Consider the following 25,186-nt stretch of genomic DNA (forward strand, 5'->3'; position numbering starts at 1 on the left):
CCGGGCCCCGAGTACTGGTGCATGACTCTGATCAGCCAAGACGCTGCTTGAGCGCCTCCAGCTCGTCACGCAGCGAGCTGGGCAGCTTGTCACCGATCTGAGTGAACCACTCCTCGATCAGCGGCAGTTCGGCCCGCCACTCGGCCGCATCGACGGCCAGCGCGGCCTCGATGTCGGCCAGCGACGCGTCCAGCCCGGACAGGTCCAGGTCGGCCGCGGTCGGCACGTGGCCGATCGGGGTCTCCACCGCGGCGGCCTTGCCCTCGATGCGCTCGATGGCCCACTTCAGGATGCGGCCGTTCTCGCCGAATCCGGGCCACAGGAAGCGCTTGTCATCGCCCCGGCGGAACCAGTTGACGTAGAAGATCTTCGGCAGCTTGACCGAGTCGGCGTTCTTGCCGAGGGAGATCCAGTGCGCGAAGTAGTCACCGGCGTGGTAGCCGATGAAGGGCAGCATGGCCATCGGGTCGCGGCGGACCTCGCCGACCTTGCCCGCGGCGGCCGCGGTCTTCTCGCTGGAGAGGGTGGCGCCCATGAACACGCCGTGCTGCCAGTCCCGCGCCTCGTTGACCAGCGGGATGGTGCCCGCGCGCCGGCCGCCGAAGAAGATCGCCGAGATCGGCACGCCGTTGGGGTCGTCCCACTCCGGGGCGAGCACCGGGCACTGCGACATCGGCGTGCAGTACCGGGAGTTCGCGTGCGAGCTGAGCACCCCGGCCTCGCCGTCGGCGGGCGTCCAGTCCTGCTTCTTCCAGGAGGTGGCGTGCGCGGGCTCGTTCTCCATGCCCTCCCACCAGATGTCGCCGTCATCGGTGAGGGCGACGTTGGTGAACACCGAGTTGCCGCGCTCGATGGTGCGCATGGCGTTCGGGTTGGTCTTCCAGTTGGTGCCCGGCGCGACGCCGAAGAAACCGGCCTCCGGGTTCACCGCGTACAGCCTGCCGTCCGCGCCGAAGCGCATCCAGGCGATGTCATCGCCCAGGGTCTCGACCTTCCAGCCGGGGATGGTCGGCTCCAGCATGGCCAGGTTGGTCTTGCCACAGGCCGAGGGGAAGGCCGCGGCGATGTAGTGCACCTTCTGCTCGGGCGAGGTGAGCTTGAGGATGAGCATGTGCTCGGCCAGCCAGCCCTCCTCGCGCGCGATGGTGGAGGCGATGCGCAGCGAGTAGCACTTCTTGCCCAGCAGCGCGTTGCCGCCGTAGCCGGAGCCGAAGCTCTGGATCTCGCGGGTCTCCGGGAAGTGGGTGATGTACTTGGTGTCGTTGCAGGGCCACGGCACGTCGGCCTGGCCGGGCTCCAGCGGAGCGCCGACCGAGTGCAGGCAGGGCACGAAGTCGGCGTCGTCGCCGAAGACCGCCAGCGCCTTGCTGCCCATGCGGGTCATGACGCCCATGGACACCACGACGTATTCGGAGTCGGTGATTTCCACGCCCAGCATGGGCTTTTCCGCGGTGAGCGGGCCCATGCAGAACGGAATGACGTACATGGTGCGGCCGCGCATGCAACCGCGGTACAGCTCGGTCATGATGGACTTCATCTCGACCGGATTCATCCAGTTGTTGGTCGGGCCGGCGTCGGCCTCGTCAACAGAACAGATGTAGGTTCGCTCTTCAACCCTGGCCACGTCATTGGGGTCAGAGGCGCACCAGAACGAGTTCGGTTTGTTCTGGAGTCGCACAAAGGTGCCTGCGTCGACCAGTTTCTGGTTGAGGCGCTCAGCTTCCTCGGGCGACCCGTCGACCCAGACGACCTCGTCCGGCGCGGTCAGCTCCGCGACCTCGCGCACCCAGGAAAGCAGGCGCGCGTGCGTCGTGGGTGCCTGATCGAGACCGGGGATGGTCAGTGCGGTCATGGCGTCTCCTGCCTGAGCGAAGAAAGCGTCGCTACGCCCGGGGGCGCCGGGCGTGGCGTGAAAAGGGATTGGTTTGAGGCTAGCGGTACCCACCAGGCGCTGCCGACACCCGGAGTGTCGCCTCGCTCACAGGACCGATAAGGGGATCGATTCAGCCACTTGTGGCGCGGAGATGAACGGGTGACATTTCCAGCGCGCGCCCGGCCAGCAAGCGCTCTCCGGTGGCGTGTCCCACAAAGAGATCAACCCCACCCGGATTCCGGATGGGGCTGATCTGGCACGTGCGGGCGGGGAACTAGGTCCAGCGGGGCTGCTGCGCGCCACCGATCCCGGTGCCGTTGCCGGTGGAGTCGACCCACTCGCCGGTGACCGGGTCCACGTGGAAGTTGCCCTGGGCGCCGGAGCCGCCGGTGGCGGTCTCGATCTCCCAGTCGGCGTCGGAGAGCCGGGCGGGCTCGCTGCCCATGGCCTGGCCGAGGTTCTCGTCGTGCACCACGACCCACTCGCCGTTGCCGCGGTGCTCGCTCACGATCACCTGGCCGCTGCCGGTGATCTCGGTGGCCACGTCCGCGTCGCCGTCGCCGTCGATGTCGGCGAAGACCACGGTGTCGCCGTCGGCGTCGGTGACCACCAGGGTGTCGCCCTTGCCGTCGCCGTCGGTGTCGGTCAGCTCGCCCTGCAGGTGCTGCTCGCCGTCGGCGGTGTGCACGATCAGCCCGGACCCGGTGCCCACCGCGGTCTGCGGGCCCGCACTGGAGCGCTGCCCCTCGGTGACCCACTCGCCGCTGGCCGAGTCGAAGCGCGAGGTGCTGACCACCGCGCCCTTCTCGTCCAGGGTGCGCATGACATCGGCGGTCCCGTCACCGTTGGTGTCGGTGAAGCTGAGGTAGCCGTCGTCGGTCTCGACCACCGCGGTGTCGTCGATGCCGTCGTGGTTGCTGTCGCTGACGGCCTCGACGGTCTGCTCCGCACCGTCGATGGTCACCTTGATGTCACCGTCGCCGGCGCCGTGCTCCTCGATGTACACCTGATCCCCCTCGTACTACCCGGGGTGCGGGCAAGCTGGGCGTTTCTTGCCACTTGGACTTACGGTAGGCCCGTTCGGTTCCATCGCCAAGTCGGCAACCGATCGAAATGGTGACAACCTGTCAACGCCCCTCGGGCTGCTCCCGGCCCGCCGCGTTGTTCCGTTGCTCCCTGATCCGCCCGAGCAGCATCTCGGCCTGGGCCCGCCCGGCCTTCACCTCGGCCAGCCGCTTGCCGACCACCTGGAGTTGCCGGTTGCGCTCGGCGGTGTCCAGCCGCAGCGCCTTGTCCACCTCGCGCAACTCGTCCTCGATCGCGCCGATCCGCTTGCCAAGCGCCTCGTCCATGGCCAGCGACAGCTGCTGTTCGGCCTCGATGAGCTGTTCGGAGACCAGCTGCTCCATGGTGGAGCGGGCGTCCGCGACCACCTCGGTGAGCCACTGCTTGAGGTAGGTCTTGTCCGCGGTCTGCTTGCGGGTGCGGGCCAGCCACCAGCCCGCGCCGAGGCCGAGCACGATGGTCACCGGCAGCACCAGCGCGCTGGAGGCGGCGATGCCCAGCCCGGCCAGCGGCAGCGCGGCCGCCTTGCCGAGGCCGAGGCCGCCGGAGACACCCATGAACACCAGCAGCTTGTCCTCGGCGTTGGGCGGCCGCCGGTCCGGGCTGCGCAACAGCACCGGCGGCGCCCCGGCGCGGGCGAACTGGGCCCGGATGACCTCCAGCTCATCCGGCGCGAACAGTTCCGCGAGCACCGCCTGGGCCAGCGCGTCCAGCCTGGTGGCCAGCGCCTGGCTCAACCGGCCGGAGACCAGTTGCAGGGCCGCGTCCAGCTCCTGCGGCAGTCGTTGCAGGCCGTCCCGGTTGGCCGCGTCGATGGCCCGGCGGAACCAGGACTGCACATCGCGCATCTGCCTGGCGACCTCGTGCGAACTCTCCAGCCTGGCCCGCTGGGTCTCCCCGCGCAGCTTCACCTGCCAGCCCCTGGTGGCCGAGCGGCGCAGCGCGACCAGCTCGTCCTTGCGGGCCCGCAGGGATTCGGCCTCGGCCTCGCCGGTGCTCAGCGCGCGCTGCTCGGCGGAGAGCTGCACGGCCTGCCCGGCCAGCGCGGTGGCCGCGGCGCGCAGTGTGTTGGCCTCGGCGAGCATGGCCGCGTGCGCGGCGACCAGCTCCTGCAGCCCGGTCTGCAACGGCGCGATCCCGGACTGCTCGCGCAGCAGCGCCCCGGTCTCCGGTGTTGGCGCGGTCTTGGCCAGGCCGAACATCCGTGCCGAGACCGGGTGGAAGACGGCGTCGGCGAAGCGCGGCGCGTGCTCGGCGAGCAACGCCCGGTTGGCCTCCAGCACCTGCCGCCAGCCCCGGTACTGGTCGGTCTTGGTGAGCGCGAACAGCACGGTCTCCACCCGTTCCCCGGCCTGGGCGAGGAAGGTCAGCTCCCCGCTGGTCAGCGGGGCGGAGGCGTCCACCACGAACAGCAGCGCGGTGGCGTTGGCGGCGGCCTCGGCGGCGAGTTCGCCGTGCATCGAGTCCAGCCCGCCGACCCCGGGGGTGTCGATCACGGTGAGGCGGCTGAGCAGCGGGATCGGCGCCTGCACCCGGACGAACCGGGGCGGCAGCTGGCCTTCGGGCAGCTCGCCGGAGACGGTCACCCAGCGGTGCAGCTGCTCCACCGGGAAGGACACCGGCTGCACCTGTCCCGGGTAACAGGCCTGCGCGGCCCAGTCCTCGCCGTGGGCGAAGACGAGGTAGTTGGCGGTGGCCACATGCGCGTCCACCGGCGACAGGTTCTCCGCCGAGAGCAACGCGTTGACCAGCGAACTCTTCCCCCGGTTGGTCTCACCGACGACCACGACCGACGGCACCGACGGCCGCCCGTCGCGCACCGCGGCCACCCACCGGGCCGCATCGGGATCGGCGTCCTTGAGCAGTTCGACCAGCCGCCCGACGGTGTGCCGGACCAGCTTGGGCAACGGCACCCCCGAGGTCACCGGCGTGCTCACCCGATCCCCTCGCGCAGCGTGTAGACGGTCACGATCGGCGGCCGCACCGGCGCCCCGTGGTCGAGGAAGCCGACCACCTCGGTCTCGGCCACCAGCCCGGCCAGCGCCGGATCGTCGGTGGGTTCGGTGCCGCCCGCCTCGTGCACTGCCGGGTCGAAGCGCTGCCCGTCCGGCCGGACCGGGACGACCCCGACCCCGGCCAGCCCGTCCACGATCCGTTCGGCGACACCGGCGCTGCGGGCCCGGTCGAGCGCGTAGAGGCAGAGCTGGATCAGCTTCTTCCGCTCTCCGCCCGCGAGGTCGAACATGACCTCTTCCGACGCGGCGTCCACCGGTTCGGTTCCCCCGGTCGTCATCTGGATCCTCCGCCGAGCTGCTGCCAGATCAGGAAGTATGCGCGGTGCACCACGTGCGCCACCCGGCTTTGCGCCGGAGTCGCCCCGAACGAGGCGAAGGCCCGCCACCAGCCTGCCCGTTCCAGTGCGTAGGCCAGCAGTTCCGGGTGCGGGCGGCCGCGCAGGCCGAGTTGTTCGTCGACCTTGGCCGAGCCGCCGACCCGCAGCACCTCCTCGGCCAGGTCCTCGGGCATGGCGACCTGGCCGGAGGTGACCAGGGTGAGGGCTTCCAGCAGGCGGAGCTGGTGGGCTTCGGGTTTGGCCAGCAGGACCTCGATCGCGTCGTGCACCCGCTGGCGTTCGCCGGGGTCGCCGGAGGCGCGGGCCAGTGCGGTGACCGAGGCCAGCGCGGCGGCGGCCTTGATGCCGTCGGCGCGGGCCTTGAACACCAGGTCCAGTTTGGCCAGGACCGCGGCCAGGCCGGATGCCTCCAGCAGGCCGCGGCGCAGGTTGCCCGCGGTCAGTCCGGGGTCGGCGGTGAGCAGGTCCAGCGCGGTGCCGATGCCGTGCAGGTCCAGCCGGGTGAGCAGGTGTTCCCTGGTCGCGGCAGGCACCGGGGCGTCCCAGCTCAGGAACAGGTCGGCGGAGAGCAGCATGGTGGCGCGGGTGGTCTCGTCCAGGGCGGCGAGTTGTCTGAGCGCGTCGGCGTCAGTGCTGGTGAAGCCGCCGGTCTCGGCGGTCTCGGCGAGCAGGCCGATCATCGGCAGCACGTCGGCGACCCTGGGTTTGAGCGTTTCGGCCTGGTGCGCGGCGAGCAGGGTGGCGGCCTGCCAGAGATCGCCGCCGGAGCCGGCCACCGTCTCAGGGACGATGGTGTCGGCCTTGTTCAGCACCGCGATCGCGTTCACCGGGCCCGCCTCCCGGCTGGCGGTGGCCGCGGTGAAGGCGGCCAGCGCGGCCCGGTCGTCCGAGCGCACGGTCTGGGTGACCACGTAGAGCACGGCCTCCGCGCCGACCACCGCGTTGCGGGAGACCTCGTCCAGCGCGTCGGCGCCCTTGCCCGGTTCGCCGAGCAGTTCGGACTCGGTGCGCGCGACCGAGGCCGCGTCGAGTGAGCCCAGGCCGGGGGTGTCGATCACGGTGAGGTCCCGCAGCACCGCGCTGGTGAGGTATGCCTCCAGATGCGAGACGGTGTCCAGGTCCACGCCCAGGCTGGCCGGGATCATGCCGTCGGCGTCGAAGGGCAGCACCTGTTTGCGGCCGTCGGTGAAGACCACCTCGACCCGGTCCACCGTGCCGTAGTGGAAGCGGGTGACCAGCCGGGTGCACTCGCCGATGTCGGTGGGCGCCACCCGCCGCCCGATCAGCGCGTTGACCAGCGTGGACTTACCCGACTTGATCCGGCCGGCGACCGCGACCTGCAACGGGGCGCCCAGCCTGCGCAGCACCTCGGCGAATCCGGCCGCGGTGCGCGAGCCGACCTGCGGGGTCAGCCGCTGGCAGAGCTGGGCGACGGCTGCGGACAGTGGCCCCGGGTTCACCGGTGCATCGTCGCACGCAGCCCGGCCGCACCGGGTGATCACGGGTAATCCACAAGGGGGAGGAAATGTACGCCTCCGGTACGACGCAGCTGCCGGAACCGGTGTTTAGGCTCGTCGGGTGCGGAGACTGAGCCTGTGGCTGCGGTCCCACCCGATGGTGGGCGACACCGCGCTGGTCCTCGTGCTGACCATCCTGGACATGGCGTGGAAGAACCCGAAGTGGGATGTCACCGACGCCAACTTCTACTCGGTCGGCGCGCTGCTCACGGTGCCGCTGATCGTGCGAAGGCGTCAGCCGATGGTGGCTGCCGGGCTGATCGTCTTCGCCGAGGTGCTGCGGATCTTCACGCATCCGGTGGACATGGACTACCGGATCGGCGAGTTCGGCATCCCGATCATGCTCTACACCCTGGCCGTCTACAGCAACCGCACCGCGTCCTGCGGCTTCGCCCTGGCCATCATGCTGGTCAACTTCGCCATCCTGCTGCGTTTCCCTGAGCCCGGCCCGCCTGCCTGGTCGGTGTTCAGCTGGTTCGCCGCGCCCTCCTTCGCCTGGCTGCTCGGCGAGATCGTGGCCGCCCGGCGGGCGCTGAACGAGGAGGCGGTGCAGCGATTGCTGCTGCTGGAACTGGAACGGGATCAGCAGGCCAAGATCGCGGTGGCCCAGGAGCGCACCCGGATCGCCCGCGAGCTGCACGACGTGGTGGCGCACGCGGTGAGCGTGATGGTGGTCCAGGCCGACGGCGCCTCCTACATGATCAAGGACAAACCGGAGCTGGCCGAACGCTCGCTCAAGACCATCTCGGCCACCGGCAGGCAGGCGCTCAACGAGCTGCGCAGGCTGCTCGGCGTGCTGCGCACCACCGACGAGCACGATCCGGAGCTGACCCCGCAGCCCAGCGCGGGCCAGGTCGAGGAGCTGGTGGCGAAGGTGCGCGCGGTGGGCCTGCCGGTGCAGCTGGAGCTGCGCGGCGACCTGGACGAGCTGCCCGCGGGCATCGGGCTTGGCGTGTACCGGATCGTGCAGGAGTCGCTGACCAACACGATCAAGCACGGTGGCGCCGGGGTCCGCGCCATCGTGCGGGTCTACCGGGGTGCGGACGCGGTGCAGGTGCAGGTGCTCGACAGCGGCAGCAGCTCGCCAGGCAGCCCCGGCCCGGAACTGGTCTCCGGCGGCAACGGGCTGATCGGCATGCAGGAGCGGGCCAGCGTGTTCGGCGGTGAGCTGGAGGCGGGGCCGCGGCCCAACGGCGGCTGGCAGGTCTTCGCCCGGCTGCCGCTGACCAACCGCGCCGCCGGGTCGTGAGCACCGGTGACCTCTAAGCTCGGCACCGTGATCCGCGTGATGCTGGTGGACGACCAGGAACTGATGCGCATCGGGTTCCGCATGGTCCTCGACGCCCAGGCCGACATCGAGGTGGTCGGCGAGGCCGCGGACGGCAGCGAGGCGGTCCGCAAGGCAGCCGAGCTGCGCCCGGACGTGGTGCTGATGGACGTGCGGATGCCGGTGCTGGACGGGGTGGAGGCGACCAAGCGGATCAGCACCGACGGCACCGCCAAGGTGCTGGTGATGACCACCTTCGACCTGGACGAGTACGTGCTGGCCGCGCTGCGCGGCGGGGCCAGCGGCTTCCTGCTCAAGGACACCCCGCCCGCCGACCTGGTCTCGGCGTTGCGCGCGGTGGCCGGCGGCGACGCGGTGGTCTCGCCGAGTGTCACCCGGCGGCTGCTGGAGCGCTTCCTCGGTTCGCCGGAGTCGGGTCAGCTGCGCGATGCCACCGTGCTGGACACGCTCACCGAGCGGGAGCGCGAGGTGCTGGTGCTGGTGTCCAAGGGCCTGTCCAACGCCGAGATCGCCAAGACGTTGTTCCTGTCCGAGGCGACGGTGAAGACGCACGTCGGCCGGATCCTGTCCAAACTGGACCTGCGCGACCGGGTGCAGGCCGTGGTCCTGGCCTATGAGACCGGACTGGCCCGCCCCGGCGACGCCTGAGTTCAGCGGTACTGCGCTGGGTCCCGGTCCAGCGGGGACTCGGTGAAGACGTTGTCGGCGAAGTAACTGCCGCAGTCCGGGCGGGACCCGTCGACGTCGGTGAAGCCGTAGGCCTTGGCCAGCTGCCAGGAGGACAGCGACTGGCCGCCCCAGCGGGCCCGGTCCGGGTCGGCGGCCAGTGCGGCGACTGCGCGGCCGAGGTAGTGCGGGGTCTCGGAGATGCCGAAGTGCTTGTCCTTGGCGATGGCCTCGCGCCAGGTGGCCTCGGTGACGCCGAAGTGGTCGAGCACCTCCTCGGAGCGCAGGAAGCCGGGGGTGAGCGCGACCGAGGTGCCGCCGTGCGGGGCCAGCTCCTGGTGCAGAACCTTGCCCAGCCGCAGGATCGCCGCCTTGACCAGGTCGTAGTAGACCGCTTCGCGGTAGCGCTGGTTGAACATCTCATCGCCGTCGGTGATCTCCACCAGCAGCCCGCCCGGCTGGGCGATGAGCAGCGGCAGTGCCTTGTGCAGGGCGATCAGGTGGGTGTCCAGGCCGTTGCGCAGCATGGCCAGGCCCTTGCCGAGGTCGTGTTCCCACACCGGTTTGTGCTCGGAGAAGCCGTCGCCGCCCCAGACGTCGTTCACCAGCACGTCCAGCCGCCCGTGCCCCTCGCGGATGCGCGCCACCAGAGTGTCCACATCGGACTCCTCGGTGTGGTCGCAGCGCACCGGGATGCCGGTGCCGCCCGCCGCGGTGACCAGTTCGGCGGTGTCCTCGATGGTCTCGGCCCGGCCCATCGGCGAGGGCCCGGTGGCCCGGCTGCTGCGCCCGGTCACGTAGACCGTGGCGCCCAGCGCACCCAGCTCCACCGAGATCCCCCGGCCAGCCCCGCGAGTGCCCCCGGTGACCAGAACAACCTTGTCCGCCAACGCTTTGCTCATTCCGACTCCTCTCCCGGCGCGGGCCGCGACCAGCCCGCGAGCACGGCGTCCAGGTCCGCCAGGACCCGGTCCACCAGACGTCCCCGTGGCCGGACCGACCAGTGCACGGCGGTGCCCGCGGCCAGTGCGCCGAGGATGCGCGCGGCCTGCTCCGGCGGCGGCGCCCCTGGCAGCGCGGCCGCACTCAGCAGCACCCGCAGCTCCTCGTTGACCGCGGCGTTCCCGCGGGCGAGTTCCTCGCGTAGCTCCGGATCGGCCAGGTCGACGCCGAGCTGGGCCAGGTTGTTGGCCGCCTGCCCGGCGTTGTCCAGCAGCTCGTAGCCCACCGCGGCGGCCGCCCGCACCCCGGCCAGCGGACCGGCGGCGGAGGCGGCCGCGGTGCGCATGGCGAGGAGTTGCTCAGCCAGGTGCGCCCGGCTCAGTGCCAGCAGCAGCCCGTGCTTGCTGCCGAAGCGCTGCATCACCGTGCCGGTGGCCACGCCGGCCTGGCTGGCCACCTCGGCGATGGTGAAGGCGGGGCCGCTGCGGCCCAGCACCACGGCGGCGGCGGTGAGCAACCGCTGGTCGGTGATGGTTCTCGGTCTGGCCACGGCATTAGTGAACCACGGTTCACTAAGTTTGTGAACCGTGGTTCATAAACTGGGGGTCAGTCGGCCACGTCGGTCTTGGCCACCACTTTGTCGATCTTCACCCGGACCAGCAGCTCACCCTCGCCGCCGTTGCGCTTGGCGAACTCCTCGGCCCGGTCCGCGCCCATGTACCGCGCGCCCAGCCGGCCGGCCCAGTACCGGACCGTCTCCGGGTCGTCGGTGGTGGTCGCGGTGCCGGTGACGGTCACGAAGTCGAACGGCGGGTGCTCGTTGTCGAAGCAGATCGACACCCGGCCGTCGCGCGCGATCGACTTGCCCTTGATCGAGGGCGCGTAGGTGGTGAACACCAGGTCGTCCCCGTCCAGGTCGACCCAGATCGGCGAGACGTGCGGGGAGCCGTCCTTGCGGGTGACGGCGAGTTTGCCGGTGTGCGGTGGCGTGGCGGCGATGAACTCCCGCCACCACCCTGCTGGCGCGTCGTTGTAGCCCATGGTCGAACCGTAGGGGTCCGTCCACGGTATGACGCCAAGTCCCGACCAACGGAGGACGCGAGAAACCACTCTTTCCGGTCATTGTTGGCCAGGGAGGCGATCTCACCCCCAGGAGCCCCGGCAATGATCGAGACGGTCACCGCGACCGAACCATGCGGGACCAGGACCACCGCGCATCCCACCTGCCGATTCGGGCGGGTACTGCGCAGGCTGGCCGGGGTCCAGCCCGAGCACGCGCCCGAGGCGACCCGGTCCGACAACGGCGCCGCCGAGGGCCTGACACATCCGGAACTCCTTGTGCGCCAACGAGGTCCGGTGGTGCTGGTGCGCAGCCCGCAGTGCGAGGAGCTGGCCAGGGTGCTCACCGGGGCCGGCTTCGCGGTGCGCAGGGAACTGGACAACGAGTGGGTAGGATCGCTCAGCGTCAGCGGCGCCAGCGCGGAGCAGGTGGGCGAGCTGGCGGCCAGCCACGGACTGGTGCTGCACGAGCTGCGCACGGACTCCCCGGGCTAGCGGAAAGAAATTTTCGGAAACAACGCAACCCGGGTATACCCAGTGGCGTCCTCCAGGACGAGGACTTCACAGGGAAGCAACCGATGGCTGCGGGTTCGGGGCCCGCGAAGTCGGCAGTGGGGTCCCGGCGACCTTCGGGGGGTCGCCGGGGCTCCACTCTTTTTTGCCTAGACGTTGGGCCGGACCACCAGCACCGAGCAGCGGGCGTGCCGGACCACCTGGTCGGCCACCGAGCCCAGCACCAGTCCGGCGAACCCGCCCCGGCCGCGATGGCCGACCACCAGCAGATCGGCGCCGTTGGACGCGGCGATCAGCCCCTGCGGCGAGGGCGAGTGCACCACGTGCACGGTGATCTGGCAGTCCTCGCGCTTGCCGAGGTGCTGCTCGACCAGCTCCGCGGTCTGCTTGCGCAGCCACTCCGAGTACTCGGTCACGCTGGCCACCGATCCGGCCGGGCAGTCCGGCGGCCGGGGTGCGGTGCGCAACGTCCAGGCCCGCACCACGTGCAGCGGCAACTCCCGCAGACACGCCTCGTCGACCGCCACTCGCAGGGCCCGCAGCGAGGACGCCGAACCGTCCACGCCGACCACCACTCCACCGCTGATGTCCACCGATTCGCGCAAGCGCTCAGCCACGGAACACCCCAAGGGCAGGGACCGGATGTTGTCTACGTCACAGTACGGGGATGTCGCCGAGGTTGCGCGGCGTATGCATTGCGTTAACGCGCCGTGAAACAGCGCACTTCGACATGACAGCGGGCCTGAACAGGGATCAGATGGGGGTGAGACCTCACAGAGGTCGGAGGTGATCATGACCGAACCGATGCTCGACTCACCGACGGTGAGCGCATCGACAGCGTTGTCGAGACTGCCGAACCAGCGCGGGGACCAGATCAAGCGGCGCCCGCCAGCACGACTTTCCGGGCTCAGGGTTGAGCCGACCGCGGCACTGGAATGGTCCCAGGCGATCGAACGCATGGGTTACGCCACCGCCGCGAGCACCCCCGCGCAGGCCCGCCGGTCCTGGGTGGAACGGGCGCCGGAGCGCCAGGTGCTGCACCTGTTCCGGGCCGCCTCGCACGGCGGCAACACGGTGCAGGCGCCATGGTGGCTGCGTGCCCTGCATCGCGGCGACCTGGTGCACCGGCAGGCCGGATTCGCCGTCGAGGACGGTGTGCACGAGCTGCTGGCCAACCGTCCCGGGTGGTTCTACGTCCCCTGGGTGGGTGATGGTGAAGACGGTTACTGGGAGTACGTGCCGTCGGATCCCGGCACCTCGACCGGGTTGCCGACCACGGTGACCCTGACGGATGCGCACCTGGGCTGGCTCGATGTGCACCCGGCACACGAGAACGACCCACGGCCCGCGGTGGCCGTGGCCGGACTCGCCGGACTCGCCGCCCGGTTGGCAGAGATCGAGGGCTGGTAGCCCGCTGGACCCGACTGCGGCCCCGGCACTGCCATTTGGCAGAGTCGGGGCCGTAATCGCAGGACCGCGGCGTGAGGGAACGATGACTTCGACTGGGCAGGACCCCGTCCGGCCTGCGCACTGGCGCACCGTGGTGAGCTTTGTGCAGCGCACCGCCCGGCTCAGCCCAGGACAGGAACGCGCCTACCAGCAGTACTGGCCGACGCTGGGCCGCAAGGTCGACGAGCTGGGCAAGGACCCGGTGGACTTCGACGCCTGGTTCGGCAGGCCGGCCCCGGTGCTGCTGGAGATCGGTTCCGGCATGGGCGAGACCACCGCCCAGCTCACCGCCGCCGCGCCCGAGCTGAACTACGTCGCCGCCGAGGTCTACAAGCCCGGCCTGGCCCAGCTGCTGCTGCGGGTGGAGAAGCTCGGCCTGACCAACCTGCGGCTGCTCCGCGGGGACGCGGTCACCCTGCTGCGGGAGAACATCCCGGCCGACTCGCTGCACGGGGTGCGGATCTTCTTCCCGGACCCGTGGCCGAAGAAGAAGCACCACAAGCGACGGCTGGTGCAGCCGGAGTTCGTCGCGCTGGCCGCCTCCCGGATCAGGCCAGGCGGCACCCTGCACCTGGCCACCGACTGGGAGCAGTACTCGGTGGAGATGATGGCCGCCTGCCGGGCGACCCCGTTGCTGCGCAACCGGTTCGCGGACCAGCCGGGTGGCTGGGCGCCGCGGCCGGACTGGCGGCCGGTGACCAAGTTCGAGCAGCGGGCGCACGAAGAGGGCCGGGTCATCCACGATCTGATCTTCGAGCGCAGCTGACGGTCCGTGGTCAAGATCGCCACTCTCGGTGAATTGACCACTGGATCGGGTGAGAAAAGCTGCTGCTTTTCATGCCCCGTACGGCAGTGACGCGTGACCGGGTTCACGAACTACGTTACCGACCCGTGACCGTAGTCGACACCCAGGTGATCAGCTTCGCGCCGGCGGCGGCGAGCCCCCCGGCCGCCCAGGTCGATCTCATGGCCGCGGAGGAGTTCCTCCGCATGTTCCATGACTCGCACTCCGGCGCCGGACCGCTGAGCCAGCGCCTGGCCGAGGTCCGCGCGGAGGTCGGCAAGAGCGGCACCTACCGGCACACCCCGGCGGAGCTGGCCTACGGCGCCAGGGTGGCCCTGCGCGACTCGGGCTGGTGCACCAGCGGCATGCCGTGGCGGCGGCTGAAGGTGCGCGATCTGCGCGGGGTGCGCAGGCCGGCCGCGGTGGCCGCGGAATGCTTCGACCACCTGCGCCAGGCCACCAACGAGGGCGCGATCCGCCCGCTGGTCACCGTGTTCGCGCCGGACACCCCGGACCGGCCAGGTCCGTGCATCTGGAACGAGCAGCTGGTGCGCTACGCCGGGCACCGCGGCGAGGACGATTCGATCATCGGCGATCCGCGCTACGCCGAGTTCACCGACTCGATGCGCGCGCTCGGCTACCGGACCCCGGCCCTGCCCGGCCGGTTCGACCTGCTGCCGCTGGTGGTGGAGACCGCGGATGAGGGCGCGAAGCTGTTCACGGTACCCAGCGAGGCCGTGCTGGAGGTGCCGCTGACCCATCCCGAACTGGCCTGGTTCGGCGAGCTGGGCCTGCGCTGGCACGCGGTGCCGGTGATCAGCAACATGCGGCTGTCCATCGGCGGCGTCAACTACCCGGCCGCGCCGTTCAACTCCTTCTTCGTCGGCGCGGAGATCGGCACCAGGGCACTGGCCGACGAGGGCGCGTACGCGATGGCGGGCGCGGTCGCCGAGCGGCTGGGACTGGACACCGGCTCCGAGCGCACGCTGTGGCGGGACCGGGCCACCCTGGAACTCAACCGCGCGGTGCTGCACTCCTTCGACGCCGCCGAGGTCACCATCACCGACCACCACAGCGAGGCCCAGCACCGGCTGGCCTGGCTGCGGTCCCGGCAGCGGCCCAGTGGCGGGCGGCCTGCCTTCCGGGTGGACACCGGGGCGGTGCAGCGGGCCCGGTTCGGCGGCCCGGCCAAGTTCTCCCAGCCGCCTGCCCCGCCAGGTGGCCGGCTCGCCGCGCTGCGGAAACGGCTCGACTCGGTCTGACCCCTCGGCCATCCGGCCGATCCGGCACGCGGCGGGACGGACTCTTCGGCTGAGCGTTCCCGGCTGCGCGGTCGATGGGGCGGGACGCGAATTTCCCGAGCATTGACCAGGTGATCGCGACCTACCTCGGCTCCGTCCGCACCGGCCTGCTGCTGTTCCTTGGCATCGGCTTCGCGCTGCTGCTGCCGATGGCCGCGGTGCACTACCGGCGCTACGGCAGGCTGGAGCCGCGCCGGGCACTGGTGCTCTACGCCTTCCTGGCCTACGCCGCGATCGCGATCTCGTTGGTGTTCCTGCCGTTCCCCGACCCGGTCAAGGTGTGCACCGGGGTGCAGCAGACCACCCAGTTCACCCCGTTCCAGTTCATCGCCGACATCCAGGCCGAGCTGGCCAAGCACAACCGGTCCGGGCTGCTGGCCGGGCTGACCTCCAAGTCCATGCTCAGCTTCGCCTTCAACATCGCGTTGTTCGCGCCGCTGGGTGTGTTCCTGCGCCGGGCCTTCGGCAAGGGCCTGCGCACCACCGCGGCGGCCGGGCTCGGGGTGTCACTGGCCTTCGAGCTGACCCAGCTCACCGGCAACTGGGGCCTGTACCCCTGCGCCTACCGGCTCTTCGACGTGGACGACCTGATCGCCAACACCGGCGGCACGCTGCTCGGATTCGCACTGGCCCCACTGGTGATCGTGCTGCCGAAGCTGGCGCCGGCCGTGCCGGTCTTCGCCGACACCGTCGGGGTGCCCCGCAAGCTGGCCGCGCTCGCGGTGGACCTGCTGCTCAGCGGCATGTTCTTCCTGACAACCGGCGGCGGCGCGCTGGTCGCGCTGGCCCCGGTGCTGCTGACCCGCGTGGTGGTGCCGTGGCTGACCCGCGGCTGGACGCCGGGTGGCTACCTGCTGGGCTACCGGGTGCGCCGCGGTGACGGCTCGCCTGCCGGGTTGTTCCGGCTGGCCGGGCGGGAAGCGCTGGAGCTGCCGGGGCTGTGGTGCTTCGTGCTGATCGCGCCGGTGCTCACCGGGGACTGGTCGGACAACCTGCGGGTGCTCACCGCGCTGGCGCTGTGCGCGGTGCTCGGCCTGGTGCTGGCCTACGGCGCGCTGGTGGCGCCGATGTTCCGCCGCGACCAGCTCGGCTGGCCGGAGCGGATCTCCGGCACCAAGGGCGTGCGGGTGCGGCGGCGGCCGGTCCAGCCGATCGGGCAGGAGCGGATCGAGGACCCTGACTCCGTTCGTAGGTTGACCCCTACTGGGTGAATCAGCCGGAATGCTGAGCGGCACTGGCCGATAAGCCGATCTGGATCACTGCCGCAGGCAACAGAATTCCCGCTGTGCCTCAGCTGTACGTGCAGAACATCCAGACCGGCCTGTTCTACTTCCTGATCGTCGGCCTCGCGCTGCTGATACCGGTGGTGGTCTTCCACTACATGCGGTTCGGCCGGGTCGACCCGCGCCGGTCGTTCGTGCTGTACGCGACGCTGTTGTACGGGCTGGTGCTGCTGGCGCTGGTGTTCATGCCGTTCCCGCCGATCGACAGCGTGTGCACCGGCAGGCAGAGCACCCAGTTCGTGCCGTTCCAGTTCATCAGCGACATCCAGACCGAGCTGGCCAAGCACAACCGGTCCGGCTTCCTGGCCGGGCTGACCTCCAAGTCCATGCTCAGCTTCGTCTTCAACATCGCGTTGTTCGTGCCGCTGGGTGTGCTGCTGCGCCGGGTGCACGGGCTGCGGCGGCGCTGGGTGCTGGCGATCGGCTTCGGCGCCTCGCTGCTGATCGAGATCACCCAGGTCACCGGCAACTTCGGCATCTACCCCTGCCCGTACCGGCTCTTCGACATCGACGACCTGATGGCCAACACCCTCGGCGCCGCGCTCGGCGGGCTGATCGCGCCTGCCGCGCTGATCGTGCCGAAGCTGCTGCCCGCGGCGGAAACCAGGGCGCTGGCCGACTCGGCCAGCCTGCCCCGCCAGGTGGTCGGCTACGGGCTGGACGTGGTCATCATCGGGTTCGCCGCGCTGGTGCTCAACGCGTTCACCGGCTACGAACCGGGTTTGCTGCTGGTGCTGGTCTACCTGCTGGCGCGGATCGTGCTGCCGCTGCTGGACCACGGGTACACCCCGGCTGGCCGGTTGCTGAAGTTCAAGGTGCGCAAGGCCGACGGCAGCCCGGCCCCGCTGGGCAGGCTGGTGCTGCGCGAGATCTTCGGCCCGGCTGGTGTGCTGGTGGTGCTCACCGGGCTGGCCTTCACCGCGGCGGTGGTGCTGATCCGGTTGCAGGAGCAGCTCGACCTGGCGGCCCGGTTCGGCCTGCCGGAGAAGGAGATGCTGATCCTGATCGGCCTCGGCGGACTGGCCGCGTTCACCCTGTTGCTGCTGGCCCCGGTGTTCCGCCGCGATCAGCGGGCCTGGCACGACCTGTTCGCCGGGCTGCGCTGTGTGCTGGACCACCCGAGGCCGACGCCACCGGCCGAGCCGGATTTGGCAGGATCCGTACATGCCAGTGTCGATGCGCCTGAAAGCCCCCGTAGTCCTGCCCTGTGACGCCGCCTGCTCGGTGCTGCGGGACGCCGTCGTCGACATCGACGAAGCGGGCCGGATCGTCCACTGTGGACCCATCGCGGACGCGCCCGCGCTGCCGGCCGGCGCCCAGGTCCGGGAGCTGACCGGCATCCTGCTCCCCGGCCTGATCAACACGCACGCGCACACCCCGATGATGCCGCTGCGCGGACTGGGCGGTGACCTGCCGCTGATGCGCTGGCTGACCGAGGCGGTCTGGCCTGCCGAGGGCCGGATGGTGCCGAGGGACTCCTACGACGGCATGCTGCTCGGCTCGATCGAGATGCTCCGGGCCGGGGTGACCACCAGCGTGGAGATGTTCTTCCACGGCGAGCACATGGTCGAGGCGGTGCTGGACACCGGCGGCCGGGTGCTGCTCACCCCCGGCATCATCAACGCCCCCGGCCTGGAGCGGCTGGGCAGCTGGCAGGACCTGACCAACCACACCACCCGCTGGATCGACGCCGACGGCCTGCGCTTCGGCCCGGCCGACCGGGTCGAGCTGGGCTACGGCCCGCACTCGGCGTACACGCTGACCCCGGAGATCATCGCCGAGGTCGCCCAGCTCTCCCGCGATCGCGGCGCGCTGATGCACATCCACGTGGCCGAGGGCCTGCAGGAGGACATCGCGGTGCGCGCCGAACACGGCTCGGTGCCGCAGCTGCTGGAGAAGATCGGCGCCCTCGGCGGCCGGGTGCTGGCCGCGCACGCGGTGCACCTGTCCGACACCGACCTGGACATCTTCCGGCGGCACGACGTCGCGGTCGCGCACTGCCCCAACTCCAACGCCAAACTCGCCTCCGGCACCGCCCGCCTGCTGGACATGCGCGCGGGCAACCTGCGCGTCGGCCTCGGCACCGACGGTCCGGCCAGCAACGACGACCTGGACATCTGGGACGAGGCCCGCCAGGCCGCCCTGTTCGCCCGCCTCGGCGCGGACGACGCGGCCGCGCTGACCGCCCCGCAGGCCCTGCTGATGGCCACCCGCGAGGGCGCACAGGCCATCGGCCGCCCCGACCTCGGCGCGCTGGAGGCCGGGCGCTGGGCCGATGTGGTGCACGTGGACGTGGACAGCCCGGCCTTCCCGCTGGGCACCTCGGCCCCGGACGTGCAGCTGCTGTCGAACCTGGTGTGGTCCTCGGCGGCGAGTCAGGTCACCGAGGTGTGGGTGGCCGGTGAGCTGGTGGTCAGCGGGCATGAGCCGACCAGGGTGGACCGGGGCAAGGCGCAGGCCGAGGTGCGCCGGATCGCCGAGCGGATCAGCGGCTAGTCACCTGGTGCGGCCGCGGTCCTGGTGGTGGTGCGGGTGCCGAGCCAGGTGGACCAGGCGGCGGCGAGGGTGTCGGCGGGTTGCGGGTCGGTCGTGGTGGAGATCCAGGCGGTGTGCCCGTCGGGGCGGATCAGCAGGCCCTCGAGTTCGGGGTGATCGGGACAGTGGGCGTGGTGGATGTCCACTGTCCCGTCCGGAATGGTCGGCAGGGCGCGGTCACCGAGGTGGAGGAACACCGGGCGGGCCGGCCGGAGCAGTTCGGCGACGCTGGTGCGCTGTTCGCCCATGACCAGTTTCAGGTTCGGGGTGAGTTTGCCCAGCCACGGGTGCTCGCCGGGGATCCGGGGGTCGTACCGGGTGCTCACCCCAGCGGCCAGTTCGGCGAGATAGGTGTTGACCGGGGGAAGCCCGGCGAGTTCCCCGAACAGGTCCCGGACCGGATCGAGGTCCGGGTGCCGCCGCCCGAGGATGGCCTGGGCGCGGGTGGTGCGCAGCAGGCGTGCCCCGACCTCGTGCCGCTCGTGGTGGTAGCTGTCGAGCAGGCCCGCCGGCGCGCGGCCCAGTGCGCTGGCGGCCAGCTTCCAGCCGAGGTTGACCGCGTCCGCCAGCGCCACGTTCACGCCCACCGCCCCGGCAGGCGGGTGGATGTGCGCGGCGTCCCCGGCCAGCACGACCCGGCCCGCGACGTAGTGGTCCGCCTGCCTGGCCGCGTCGGAGAACCGGGTGAGCCAGCGCGGGTCGCGGAGTTCCACCGGGCGGCCCAGCACCTCGTTCAGCCGCTGCTGGAAATAGGCCAGTCGCACCGGTTCGTCCCGGTCGGCGGGCGGGGCAGGCTCGTCGAGCACGATCCGCACATAGCCAGGCCGGGGGATCACGAACACCGTGCCGTGCGCGCCGTCGGTCATCCCGAACGGCAGGTCGGCGGGATCGGCCAGTTCCACATCGGCGAGCAGGCCGTAGGTGCCGGCCGCGGTGCCGGGGAAGCCGATCCCGGCGAGTTTCCGCACGGCACTGCGGCTGCCGTCGCAGCCTGCCAGGTAGCCGACCCGCCTGCGCCCGCGCTGACCGCCGGTCCGGACGGTCACCTCGACCCCGGCACCGTCCTGGTCAAGGTCGATCACCTCGTGCCCCCAGGACACCGCCACACCCAGCTCGGCCAGCCACTGCTCCAGGAGTTCCTCGACCCGGGTCTGCGCGATACCGAGCACGTACGGGTGATCGGTGTCCATCGCGGTCAGATCCAGCGGACGGTGCGGATCGGCGAACATGCCGTAGGGCACCGTCGGGCCCTCGGCCAGGAAGCGGTCGGCGATGCCGCGCCGGTCCAGCAACTCCAGGCTGCGGGCGTTGAGGGTGAACCCGCGGCAGAACGGCGACCGTCGCGGCAGCCGGTCCACCACTTCCACCCCGACCCCGGCCAGTGCGAGTTCGGCCGCCAGCATCAACCCGGCCGGGCCTGCCCCGGCCACCATGACCTTCATCGGACCTCCATCCGTCGGATTCCCGGTCTGCGCAAGGCGTTACGAGTTGGCGTCGACCCAGCCGGTCACCGGCTCCGGCCAGGCCAGCCTGCCGGTCGTGATGTCGGTGGTGATTTCCTCGACCCAGTCCAGCTCGGCCGCCAGCATCCGCACCGCGTACTCGGCCTCCACCACGAACAGGCGCGGCACCTCGCCTGCCGCCAGCACCTCGTGGTGTCCCTGCCGGATCTCCGCCAGCGACGCGCGGATCCGGTCGGCCCGTGCCCGCAACGCCGCCACGGCGCCGGCCGGCCCGAGCGCGCCGAGATAGCTGACCGCCGAGAGGAACTTCGGGTACTCCTCGGCCGGGACCCGGATCAGCTCGTCCACCCAGCGCACGAACTCCGCCCGCCCCAGCTCGGTGTGCTGGTAGATGGTCCGTTCCGGCCGGGCGCCGACCCTGACGGTCTCCCGCACCTCGATCCACCCGGCCCGTTCCAGCGTCCGGACCACGTCGTACAGGGAGCCGGTGGTCACCTTGAACGCCCGGTCCATGCCTCGTTCCCGCAGGGTGGCGGCCATGGCATGGGGATGCGTCGGTGACTCCATCAGCAACCCCAGCACCGCCAGTCCCAGCGGGTTGGACACCGCGCGGCGATCACTCGCAGTCAATCGCTCGCCTCCTATCAGTCGGTGCCGAGTATTTGGCACCGACTGATAGCTGTCAAGGTCGGCCAGGCAGCCGGGCGGCTGTGGTCAGCGGGCCGCCGGGCGGATGACGATCTCGGTGAGGTGGGCGTCCTGGCTCGCGGTCGCGGCCATGAGCACGGCGCTCGCCACCGATTCCGGGGTCAGGTATGCCTCCGGCCGGAAGTCGCCGCCCTCGGCGGAGCGGATGCCGCGCTGCATGTCGGTGGCGGTGCGGCCGGGGTGCACCGAGGTCACCCGGACGCCGTGCGGCTCCTCCTCGGCGCGCAACGCGTCGCCGAGGGCCCGCAGGGCGAACTTGCTGGCGGCGTAGGCGCCCCAGCCGGGGTTGGCCCGCAGGCCGGCGCCGGAGTTGATCAGGACCACGGTGCCGCGGGCACGGCGCAGGGCGGGCAGCAGCACCCTGGTCAGCTCGGCCACCGCGACCACGTTGATCTCGTAGGTCTCCCGCCAGACCTTGGCCGGGGTGTCGGCCACGGCGCCCAGTTCGGCCACGCCCGCGCTGTGCACCAGCAGGTCCAGCCGGTCGATCTCGGCGGTGGCCGCGGTGAGCGCGTCGGGGTCGGCCAGGTCCAGCGGCCAGGGCAGGGCGTTGCCCAGTTCGGTGGCCAGCGCGGACAGCGCGGCCTGGTCCCGGCCACCCAGCAGCAGGTCGTGGGTGGGGGCCAGGGCCTGGGCGATGGCCTTGCCGATGCCGCGGGATGCGCCGGTCACCAGGGCGCGGGGGCGGGAGGTCATGGGCTTGACCGTAGCCGGTCGGGGGGTTAGGAACCCGGGATGGACACCGTCGCGTTGCGGGACCGGGTCATGCGCAAGGTCACCTGGCGGTTGGTCCCGTTCCTGGGGTTGCTGTACTTCATCAACTACCTGGACCGGGTCAACATCGGGTTTGCCGGACCCAACGGGCTGACCGCCGAGCTGGGCATGGACCAGAAGGCGTTCGGCTTCGCCTCCGGCATATTCTTCGTGGGATACCTGCTGCTGGAGGTGCCCAGCAACCTGGCCCTGCACCGGTTCGGGGCCCGGCGCTGGATCGCCCGGATCATGATCAGCTGGGGCATCATCGCGACCGCGATGGCCTTCGTGCCCAACGCGACCACGCTGTCCGTGCTGCGCTTCCTGCTCGGGGTGGCCGAGGCCGGTTTCTTCCCCGGCATCATCCTGTACCTGACCTACTGGTTCCCGGCCTACCAGCGGGCGAAGGTGGTCGCGCAGTTCATGGCCGCGGTGGCGGTCTCCAGCGCGATCGGGGCCACCGTGTCCAGCCTGCTGATCAGCTACGGGGACGGCGTGTTCGGGCTGTCCGGCTGGCGGTTCATGTTCCTGGCCGAGGGCATCCCGGCGATCCTGCTGGCCGGGGTGACCTGGTTCTTCCTCACCGACCGGCCTGCCGAGGCGAAGTGGCTCTCGGATGAGGAACGGGCCTGGCTGACCGCGGAACTGGCCGCGGAGGAGAAGGCGACCGAGGCCAAGCACGGCTGGACCCTGCGCAAGGCGCTCACCTCACCGCGGATCCTGGCCCTGGCGCTGGTCTACTTCGGCATCGTCTACGGGCTCTACGCGCTCGGTTTCTTCCTGCCCACCATCATCAAGGGCTTCGAGGCGCAGTTCGGCACCGCCTACACCGTGGTGGAGCGCGGGCTGATCAACGCGGTGCCCTACGCCATCGGCGCGGCGGTGATGATCTGGTGGGGCAGGCACGGCGACCGGACCGGGGAACGCACCTGGCACGTGGCGCTGCCCGCGCTGCTGGGCGGCCTGGCCATCCCGATCGCGCTCTACCTTGGCAATCCGCTGGCCGCGATGATCGCGGTGACCGTGTGCGCCTGCGGGGTGCTGGCCGCGATGCCCACCTTCTGGGCGCTGCCCACCACGTTCCTCTCCGGGGCCGCGGCGGCGGGCGCGATCGGGTTGATCAACTCGCTGGGCAACCTGTCCGGGTTCGTCGCGCCCTACCTCACCGGCGCGCTGGCCGATGCCACCGGCAGTCAGCGCACCGGGTTGTGGCTGGTCGGCGGGGCGATGCTGATGTCAGCGGTGCTCGTGCTCGCCATGCGGCGAGGCAACGAGCACCGCTGAGCAGCGGGGTGGATCAGGTGCCGATGCGGCCGCCGTTGGTCTTGTAGACCGCGACCACGGACGGCCGCGGCTGGCTGGTGCCGCCGTCCGGCCAGTGCGAGGCGGGCTTCTCCACGGAAGCGCCGTCCACCTCACCCGGGTGCTGCACCGAGACCAGCACGAACCGCTCGTCGATGATCGGTCCGCAGGTCTCCGCGCCGATCGGCACGGTCAGGAACTGGCGGACGTGCCCGCGTTCCTTACCCTCCAGCGGGGTGGCGAACAGACCGTCGTTGGAGCCGAGCGCGTTGCCGTCGGTGGAGATCCACAGGTGGCCGTAGCCGTCGAAGGCCACGTTGTCCGGGCAGGAGATCGGGCTGACCTTGGTCTTGTCGTACCCGCCGAAGTAGGTGTCGGCGGCCTTCGGGTCGCCGCACACCAGCAGCAGGTTCCACTTGAACCGGGTCGCGGTGTTGTCGGAGAACCGCTCCTCGATCTCGATCACCTGGCCGTTCTTGTTGCCCAGGCGCGGCGCGACCTCGGTGGCGCCTTCCTTGCCCGCCTTGCCGCGGTCGGTGTTGTTGGTCAGCGCGGCGTAGATCCGGCGGTTGTGCAGGTTCGGCTCGACGTCCTCCGGCCGGTCCATCTTGGTCGCGCCGACCTTGTCCGCGGCCAGCCGGGTGAAGACGTAGACCTCTTCTGCGGTGAAGCCGGGCACGAAGGACTTGTTGTTGTGCGCCAGCGGGATCCACTCGCCGGTGCCGTCGAACTCGCCGTCGCTGGGCAGCTTGCCGGAGCCGTCGATCTCCGCGGCCGGGCTGTCGCCGGTGAAGCGGGCCACGTAGAGCGTGCCCGAGTCGAGCAGCCGCTTGTTGTGCTCGCGGGCGCGCTTGCTGTGCCCGTGCTTGATCTTGCCGTCGGTGACGAACTTGTACATGTAGTCGAAGCGCTCGTCATCGCCCATGTAGGCGACCACGCGGCCGTCGCGGGCCACGATCACGTTGGCGCCCTCGTGCTTGAACCGGCCGAGCGCGGTGTGCTTGATCGGCGGCTGGTTCGGCTCGAACGGGTCGATCTCCACGATGTAGCCGAACCGGTTGGCCTCGTTGGGTTCCTGCGCCAGGTCGAAGCGCTTGTCGAAGCGCTCCCACTTGCGGGTGCTGGTGCCCTTCGGGAAGCCGTAGCGGGCCAGCCGCGCGGCCACCACCGGGTCGGTGACCTTGTCCGCGTTGGCGAAGTACTGGTTGACGTTCTCCTCGCCGGACAGGATCGTGCCCCACGGGGTGAGTCCGCCAGAGCAGTTGTTCTGGGTGCCCAGCACCACGGTGCCGGTCGGGTCCACCGAGGTCTTGAGGTACTGCGAACCGGCGGCCGGGCCACGCACCTCGAACGGCGTGGTCAGCGTGATCCGGCGGTTGTACTGCTTGTCCACCTTGGCTTCCAGCCGCCCGGTGCGGCGGTTGCGCTCGACCAGCACCACGGACTGGCCGTGCGCGGCCCAGGCGATCTCGACCTGCTCGCGGGTGGGGTTGTCCTTGTTCCAGCCGCGGAACATGAACTCCTCGGCGGTGTACTCGTGGTTGTTCACCATGAGCCACTTGTCGTCGCAGCCGGGGATCGGCACCAGGGCGCAGTAGTCGTTGTTGAAACCGAACTGCTTGGCCTGGGCGGCCGCGGTCTGGTTCTCGAAGTCCCACTTGGGCGCGCCGGGCACCACCGGGTCGCCCCAGCGGATCAGCACCTCGTCGGTGTAGCCCTTGGGGACGACGATCTTGTCCTCGCGGTTGGGCGCGACCGGCTCGAAGTTCACCCCCGCGGTGCGGCGGCCCCCGCCGAAGCCGAGATCGAGGTCGACATCGACGTCCACCGGACCAACGCCCAGGTCCAGCTTGACGTCGGCGGCCGCGGTGCCGGCAAGCGTGGTGGCGCCCGCTCCCGCGATGGCCAGCACGGCGCCCGCGCGCAGCATGCCCCGCCGGGACATCGCCTTGCGGGCCATGTCGCCGAAGTACTCATTCGCCGAGTTGTTCGGTTCTTCGTGCGCACACGCGTTGCCACATCGGTACTCGCAGGTCACCGACGAGCGCCCAACCGCATGGTTGGGCAGCAGCGGCAGCAGACGGCGACCCTGCTCTCCTTGAGACACACGTACCTCCACGACGTCAGTCTGGGAACGGCGTGACCGTAGGGCCGTCAAGCGAGCCAGGGAAGACCTGAAAGTGAACAGAAGACAAACAACCACGCTCTGTTGTCAGCTTGCAACCTGACTAGCGGGCAAAACGGTGAAATACGCCGGGCCAGCCATCACCGTGAGTGATTAACCAGCCATGGTCCGCACACAGTGATCACCCACTGGGGTGTCGAGCACGGT

Annotated in this window: 23 protein-coding genes; 10 read left to right on the forward strand and 13 right to left on the reverse strand. The window is 70.6% G+C overall.

The window, feature by feature from the left end:
- Positions 1-31 precede the first annotated feature (31 nt).
- The 5 genes from HNR67_RS04965 to HNR67_RS04985 all read right to left on the reverse strand — a co-directional run bounded on the left by HNR67_RS04965 (position 32) and on the right by HNR67_RS04985 (position 6,751).
- Positions 32-1,852: a phosphoenolpyruvate carboxykinase (GTP) gene (locus HNR67_RS04965; protein ID WP_185000939.1), complete on the reverse strand. Its 1,821-nt coding sequence runs from the start codon at positions 1,850-1,852 to the stop codon at positions 32-34.
- A 295-nt stretch (positions 1,853-2,147) separates the two neighbouring features.
- Positions 2,148-2,879, reverse strand: coding sequence for a hypothetical protein (locus tag HNR67_RS04970; protein WP_185000940.1), 732 nt, complete (start codon positions 2,877-2,879; stop codon positions 2,148-2,150).
- A 121-nt stretch (positions 2,880-3,000) separates the two neighbouring features.
- Positions 3,001-4,875 (reverse strand): dynamin family protein, encoded by a 1,875-nt coding sequence (locus HNR67_RS04975; RefSeq protein ID WP_185000941.1) that lies wholly within the window; start codon positions 4,873-4,875, stop codon positions 3,001-3,003.
- Positions 4,872-5,270, reverse strand: a complete 399-nt coding sequence (gene grpE / locus HNR67_RS04980) for a nucleotide exchange factor GrpE (protein WP_407645172.1) — start codon at positions 5,268-5,270, stop codon at positions 4,872-4,874. The genes HNR67_RS04975 and grpE overlap by 4 nt, the downstream gene beginning before the upstream one ends.
- The gene (locus HNR67_RS04985; RefSeq protein ID WP_185000943.1) at positions 5,228-6,751 is read right to left on the reverse strand and encodes a dynamin family protein; all 1,524 of its coding nucleotides are present in this window, start codon (positions 6,749-6,751) and stop codon (positions 5,228-5,230) included. The genes grpE and HNR67_RS04985 overlap by 43 nt, the downstream gene beginning before the upstream one ends.
- 118 nt (positions 6,752-6,869) lie before the next feature.
- Here HNR67_RS04985 and HNR67_RS04990 point away from each other — a divergent pair, with 118 nt between their 5' ends.
- Both HNR67_RS04990 and HNR67_RS04995 read left to right on the forward strand, forming a co-directional pair.
- Positions 6,870-8,057 carry a sensor histidine kinase gene (locus HNR67_RS04990; RefSeq protein ID WP_312986455.1) on the forward strand — a complete coding sequence of 396 codons (1,188 nt, stop codon included), beginning with the start codon at positions 6,870-6,872 and terminating at the stop codon, positions 8,055-8,057.
- A gap of 27 nt (positions 8,058-8,084) precedes the next feature.
- Positions 8,085-8,744: a response regulator gene (locus tag HNR67_RS04995; protein ID WP_185000944.1), complete on the forward strand. Its 660-nt coding sequence runs from the start codon at positions 8,085-8,087 to the stop codon at positions 8,742-8,744.
- Between the two features lie 2 nt (positions 8,745-8,746).
- Here the strand turns inward: HNR67_RS04995 and HNR67_RS05000 are convergent, their stop codons facing one another.
- Genes HNR67_RS05000 through HNR67_RS05010 form a run of 3 tightly spaced genes read right to left on the reverse strand, consistent with a single transcriptional unit; the run spans position 8,747 to position 10,745 of the window.
- Positions 8,747-9,664: an SDR family oxidoreductase gene (locus HNR67_RS05000; protein ID WP_185000945.1), complete on the reverse strand. Its 918-nt coding sequence runs from the start codon at positions 9,662-9,664 to the stop codon at positions 8,747-8,749.
- Positions 9,661-10,254: a TetR/AcrR family transcriptional regulator gene (locus HNR67_RS05005; RefSeq protein ID WP_185000946.1), complete on the reverse strand. Its 594-nt coding sequence runs from the start codon at positions 10,252-10,254 to the stop codon at positions 9,661-9,663. The genes HNR67_RS05000 and HNR67_RS05005 overlap by 4 nt, the downstream gene beginning before the upstream one ends.
- Before the next feature lie 56 nt (positions 10,255-10,310).
- On the reverse strand, positions 10,311-10,745 hold the full coding sequence (locus HNR67_RS05010; RefSeq protein WP_185000947.1) for a PPOX class F420-dependent oxidoreductase: 435 nt from the start codon (positions 10,743-10,745) through the stop codon (positions 10,311-10,313).
- A 123-nt stretch (positions 10,746-10,868) separates the two neighbouring features.
- On the opposite strand from HNR67_RS05010, the gene HNR67_RS05015 reads away from it, so the two are divergent.
- Positions 10,869-11,258, forward strand: coding sequence for a hypothetical protein (locus HNR67_RS05015; RefSeq protein ID WP_185000948.1), 390 nt, complete (start codon positions 10,869-10,871; stop codon positions 11,256-11,258).
- Positions 11,259-11,425: 167 nt separating this feature from the next.
- On the opposite strand, the gene HNR67_RS44125 is transcribed toward HNR67_RS05015, so the two are convergent.
- A complete protein-coding gene (locus HNR67_RS44125; RefSeq protein ID WP_312986460.1) occupies positions 11,426-11,893 on the reverse strand; it encodes a universal stress protein in 468 nt (155 codons plus the stop codon).
- 175 nt (positions 11,894-12,068) lie between these two features.
- On the opposite strand from HNR67_RS44125, the gene HNR67_RS05025 reads away from it, so the two are divergent.
- The 6 genes from HNR67_RS05025 (at position 12,069) to HNR67_RS05050 (ending at position 18,589) form a co-directional block, all read left to right on the forward strand.
- Complete coding sequence (locus HNR67_RS05025) at positions 12,069-12,686, forward strand: hypothetical protein (RefSeq protein WP_312986461.1); 618 nt, start codon at positions 12,069-12,071, stop codon at positions 12,684-12,686.
- 82 nt (positions 12,687-12,768) lie between these two features.
- Entirely contained in the window at positions 12,769-13,491 is a 723-nt protein-coding gene (gene trmB, locus HNR67_RS05030; protein ID WP_185000950.1) for a tRNA (guanosine(46)-N7)-methyltransferase TrmB, read from the forward strand.
- Between the two features lie 125 nt (positions 13,492-13,616).
- Positions 13,617-14,771, forward strand: a complete 1,155-nt coding sequence (locus HNR67_RS05035; protein WP_312986463.1) for a nitric oxide synthase oxygenase — start codon at positions 13,617-13,619, stop codon at positions 14,769-14,771.
- A gap of 110 nt (positions 14,772-14,881) precedes the next feature.
- Entirely contained in the window at positions 14,882-16,021 is a 1,140-nt protein-coding gene (locus tag HNR67_RS05040) for a VanZ family protein (protein ID WP_185000952.1), read from the forward strand.
- 74 nt (positions 16,022-16,095) lie between these two features.
- A complete protein-coding gene (locus HNR67_RS05045; RefSeq protein ID WP_185000953.1) occupies positions 16,096-17,304 on the forward strand; it encodes a VanZ family protein in 1,209 nt (402 codons plus the stop codon).
- Positions 17,258-18,589 (forward strand): amidohydrolase family protein, encoded by a 1,332-nt coding sequence (locus HNR67_RS05050; protein WP_185000954.1) that lies wholly within the window; start codon positions 17,258-17,260, stop codon positions 18,587-18,589. Before HNR67_RS05045 ends, HNR67_RS05050 begins: the two co-directional genes overlap by 47 nt.
- Here HNR67_RS05050 and HNR67_RS05055 read toward each other — a convergent pair.
- From HNR67_RS05055 to HNR67_RS05065, 3 genes are all read right to left on the reverse strand, one after another.
- On the reverse strand, positions 18,586-20,070 hold the full coding sequence (locus HNR67_RS05055; protein WP_185000955.1) for an FAD-dependent monooxygenase: 1,485 nt from the start codon (positions 20,068-20,070) through the stop codon (positions 18,586-18,588). The two genes, HNR67_RS05050 and HNR67_RS05055, sit on opposite strands and share 4 nt — an antisense overlap.
- A 39-nt stretch (positions 20,071-20,109) precedes the next feature.
- Positions 20,110-20,721 carry a PadR family transcriptional regulator gene (locus HNR67_RS05060; protein ID WP_246492460.1) on the reverse strand — a complete coding sequence of 204 codons (612 nt, stop codon included), beginning with the start codon at positions 20,719-20,721 and terminating at the stop codon, positions 20,110-20,112.
- 84 nt (positions 20,722-20,805) lie between these two features.
- Entirely contained in the window at positions 20,806-21,495 is a 690-nt protein-coding gene (locus HNR67_RS05065) for an SDR family oxidoreductase (RefSeq protein WP_185000956.1), read from the reverse strand.
- Positions 21,496-21,534: 39 nt separating this feature from the next.
- Here HNR67_RS05065 and HNR67_RS05070 point away from each other — a divergent pair, with 39 nt between their 5' ends.
- Positions 21,535-22,836, forward strand: a complete 1,302-nt coding sequence (locus HNR67_RS05070) for an MFS transporter (protein WP_185000957.1) — start codon at positions 21,535-21,537, stop codon at positions 22,834-22,836.
- A gap of 13 nt (positions 22,837-22,849) precedes the next feature.
- Here the strand turns inward: HNR67_RS05070 and HNR67_RS05075 are convergent, their stop codons facing one another.
- Positions 22,850-24,973: a PhoX family protein gene (locus HNR67_RS05075; RefSeq protein ID WP_312986468.1), complete on the reverse strand. Its 2,124-nt coding sequence runs from the start codon at positions 24,971-24,973 to the stop codon at positions 22,850-22,852.
- Positions 24,974-25,186: the final 213 nt, after the last annotated feature.

The organism is Crossiella cryophila, assembly GCF_014204915.1.
Lineage (GTDB): Bacteria > Actinomycetota > Actinomycetes > Mycobacteriales > Pseudonocardiaceae > Crossiella > Crossiella cryophila.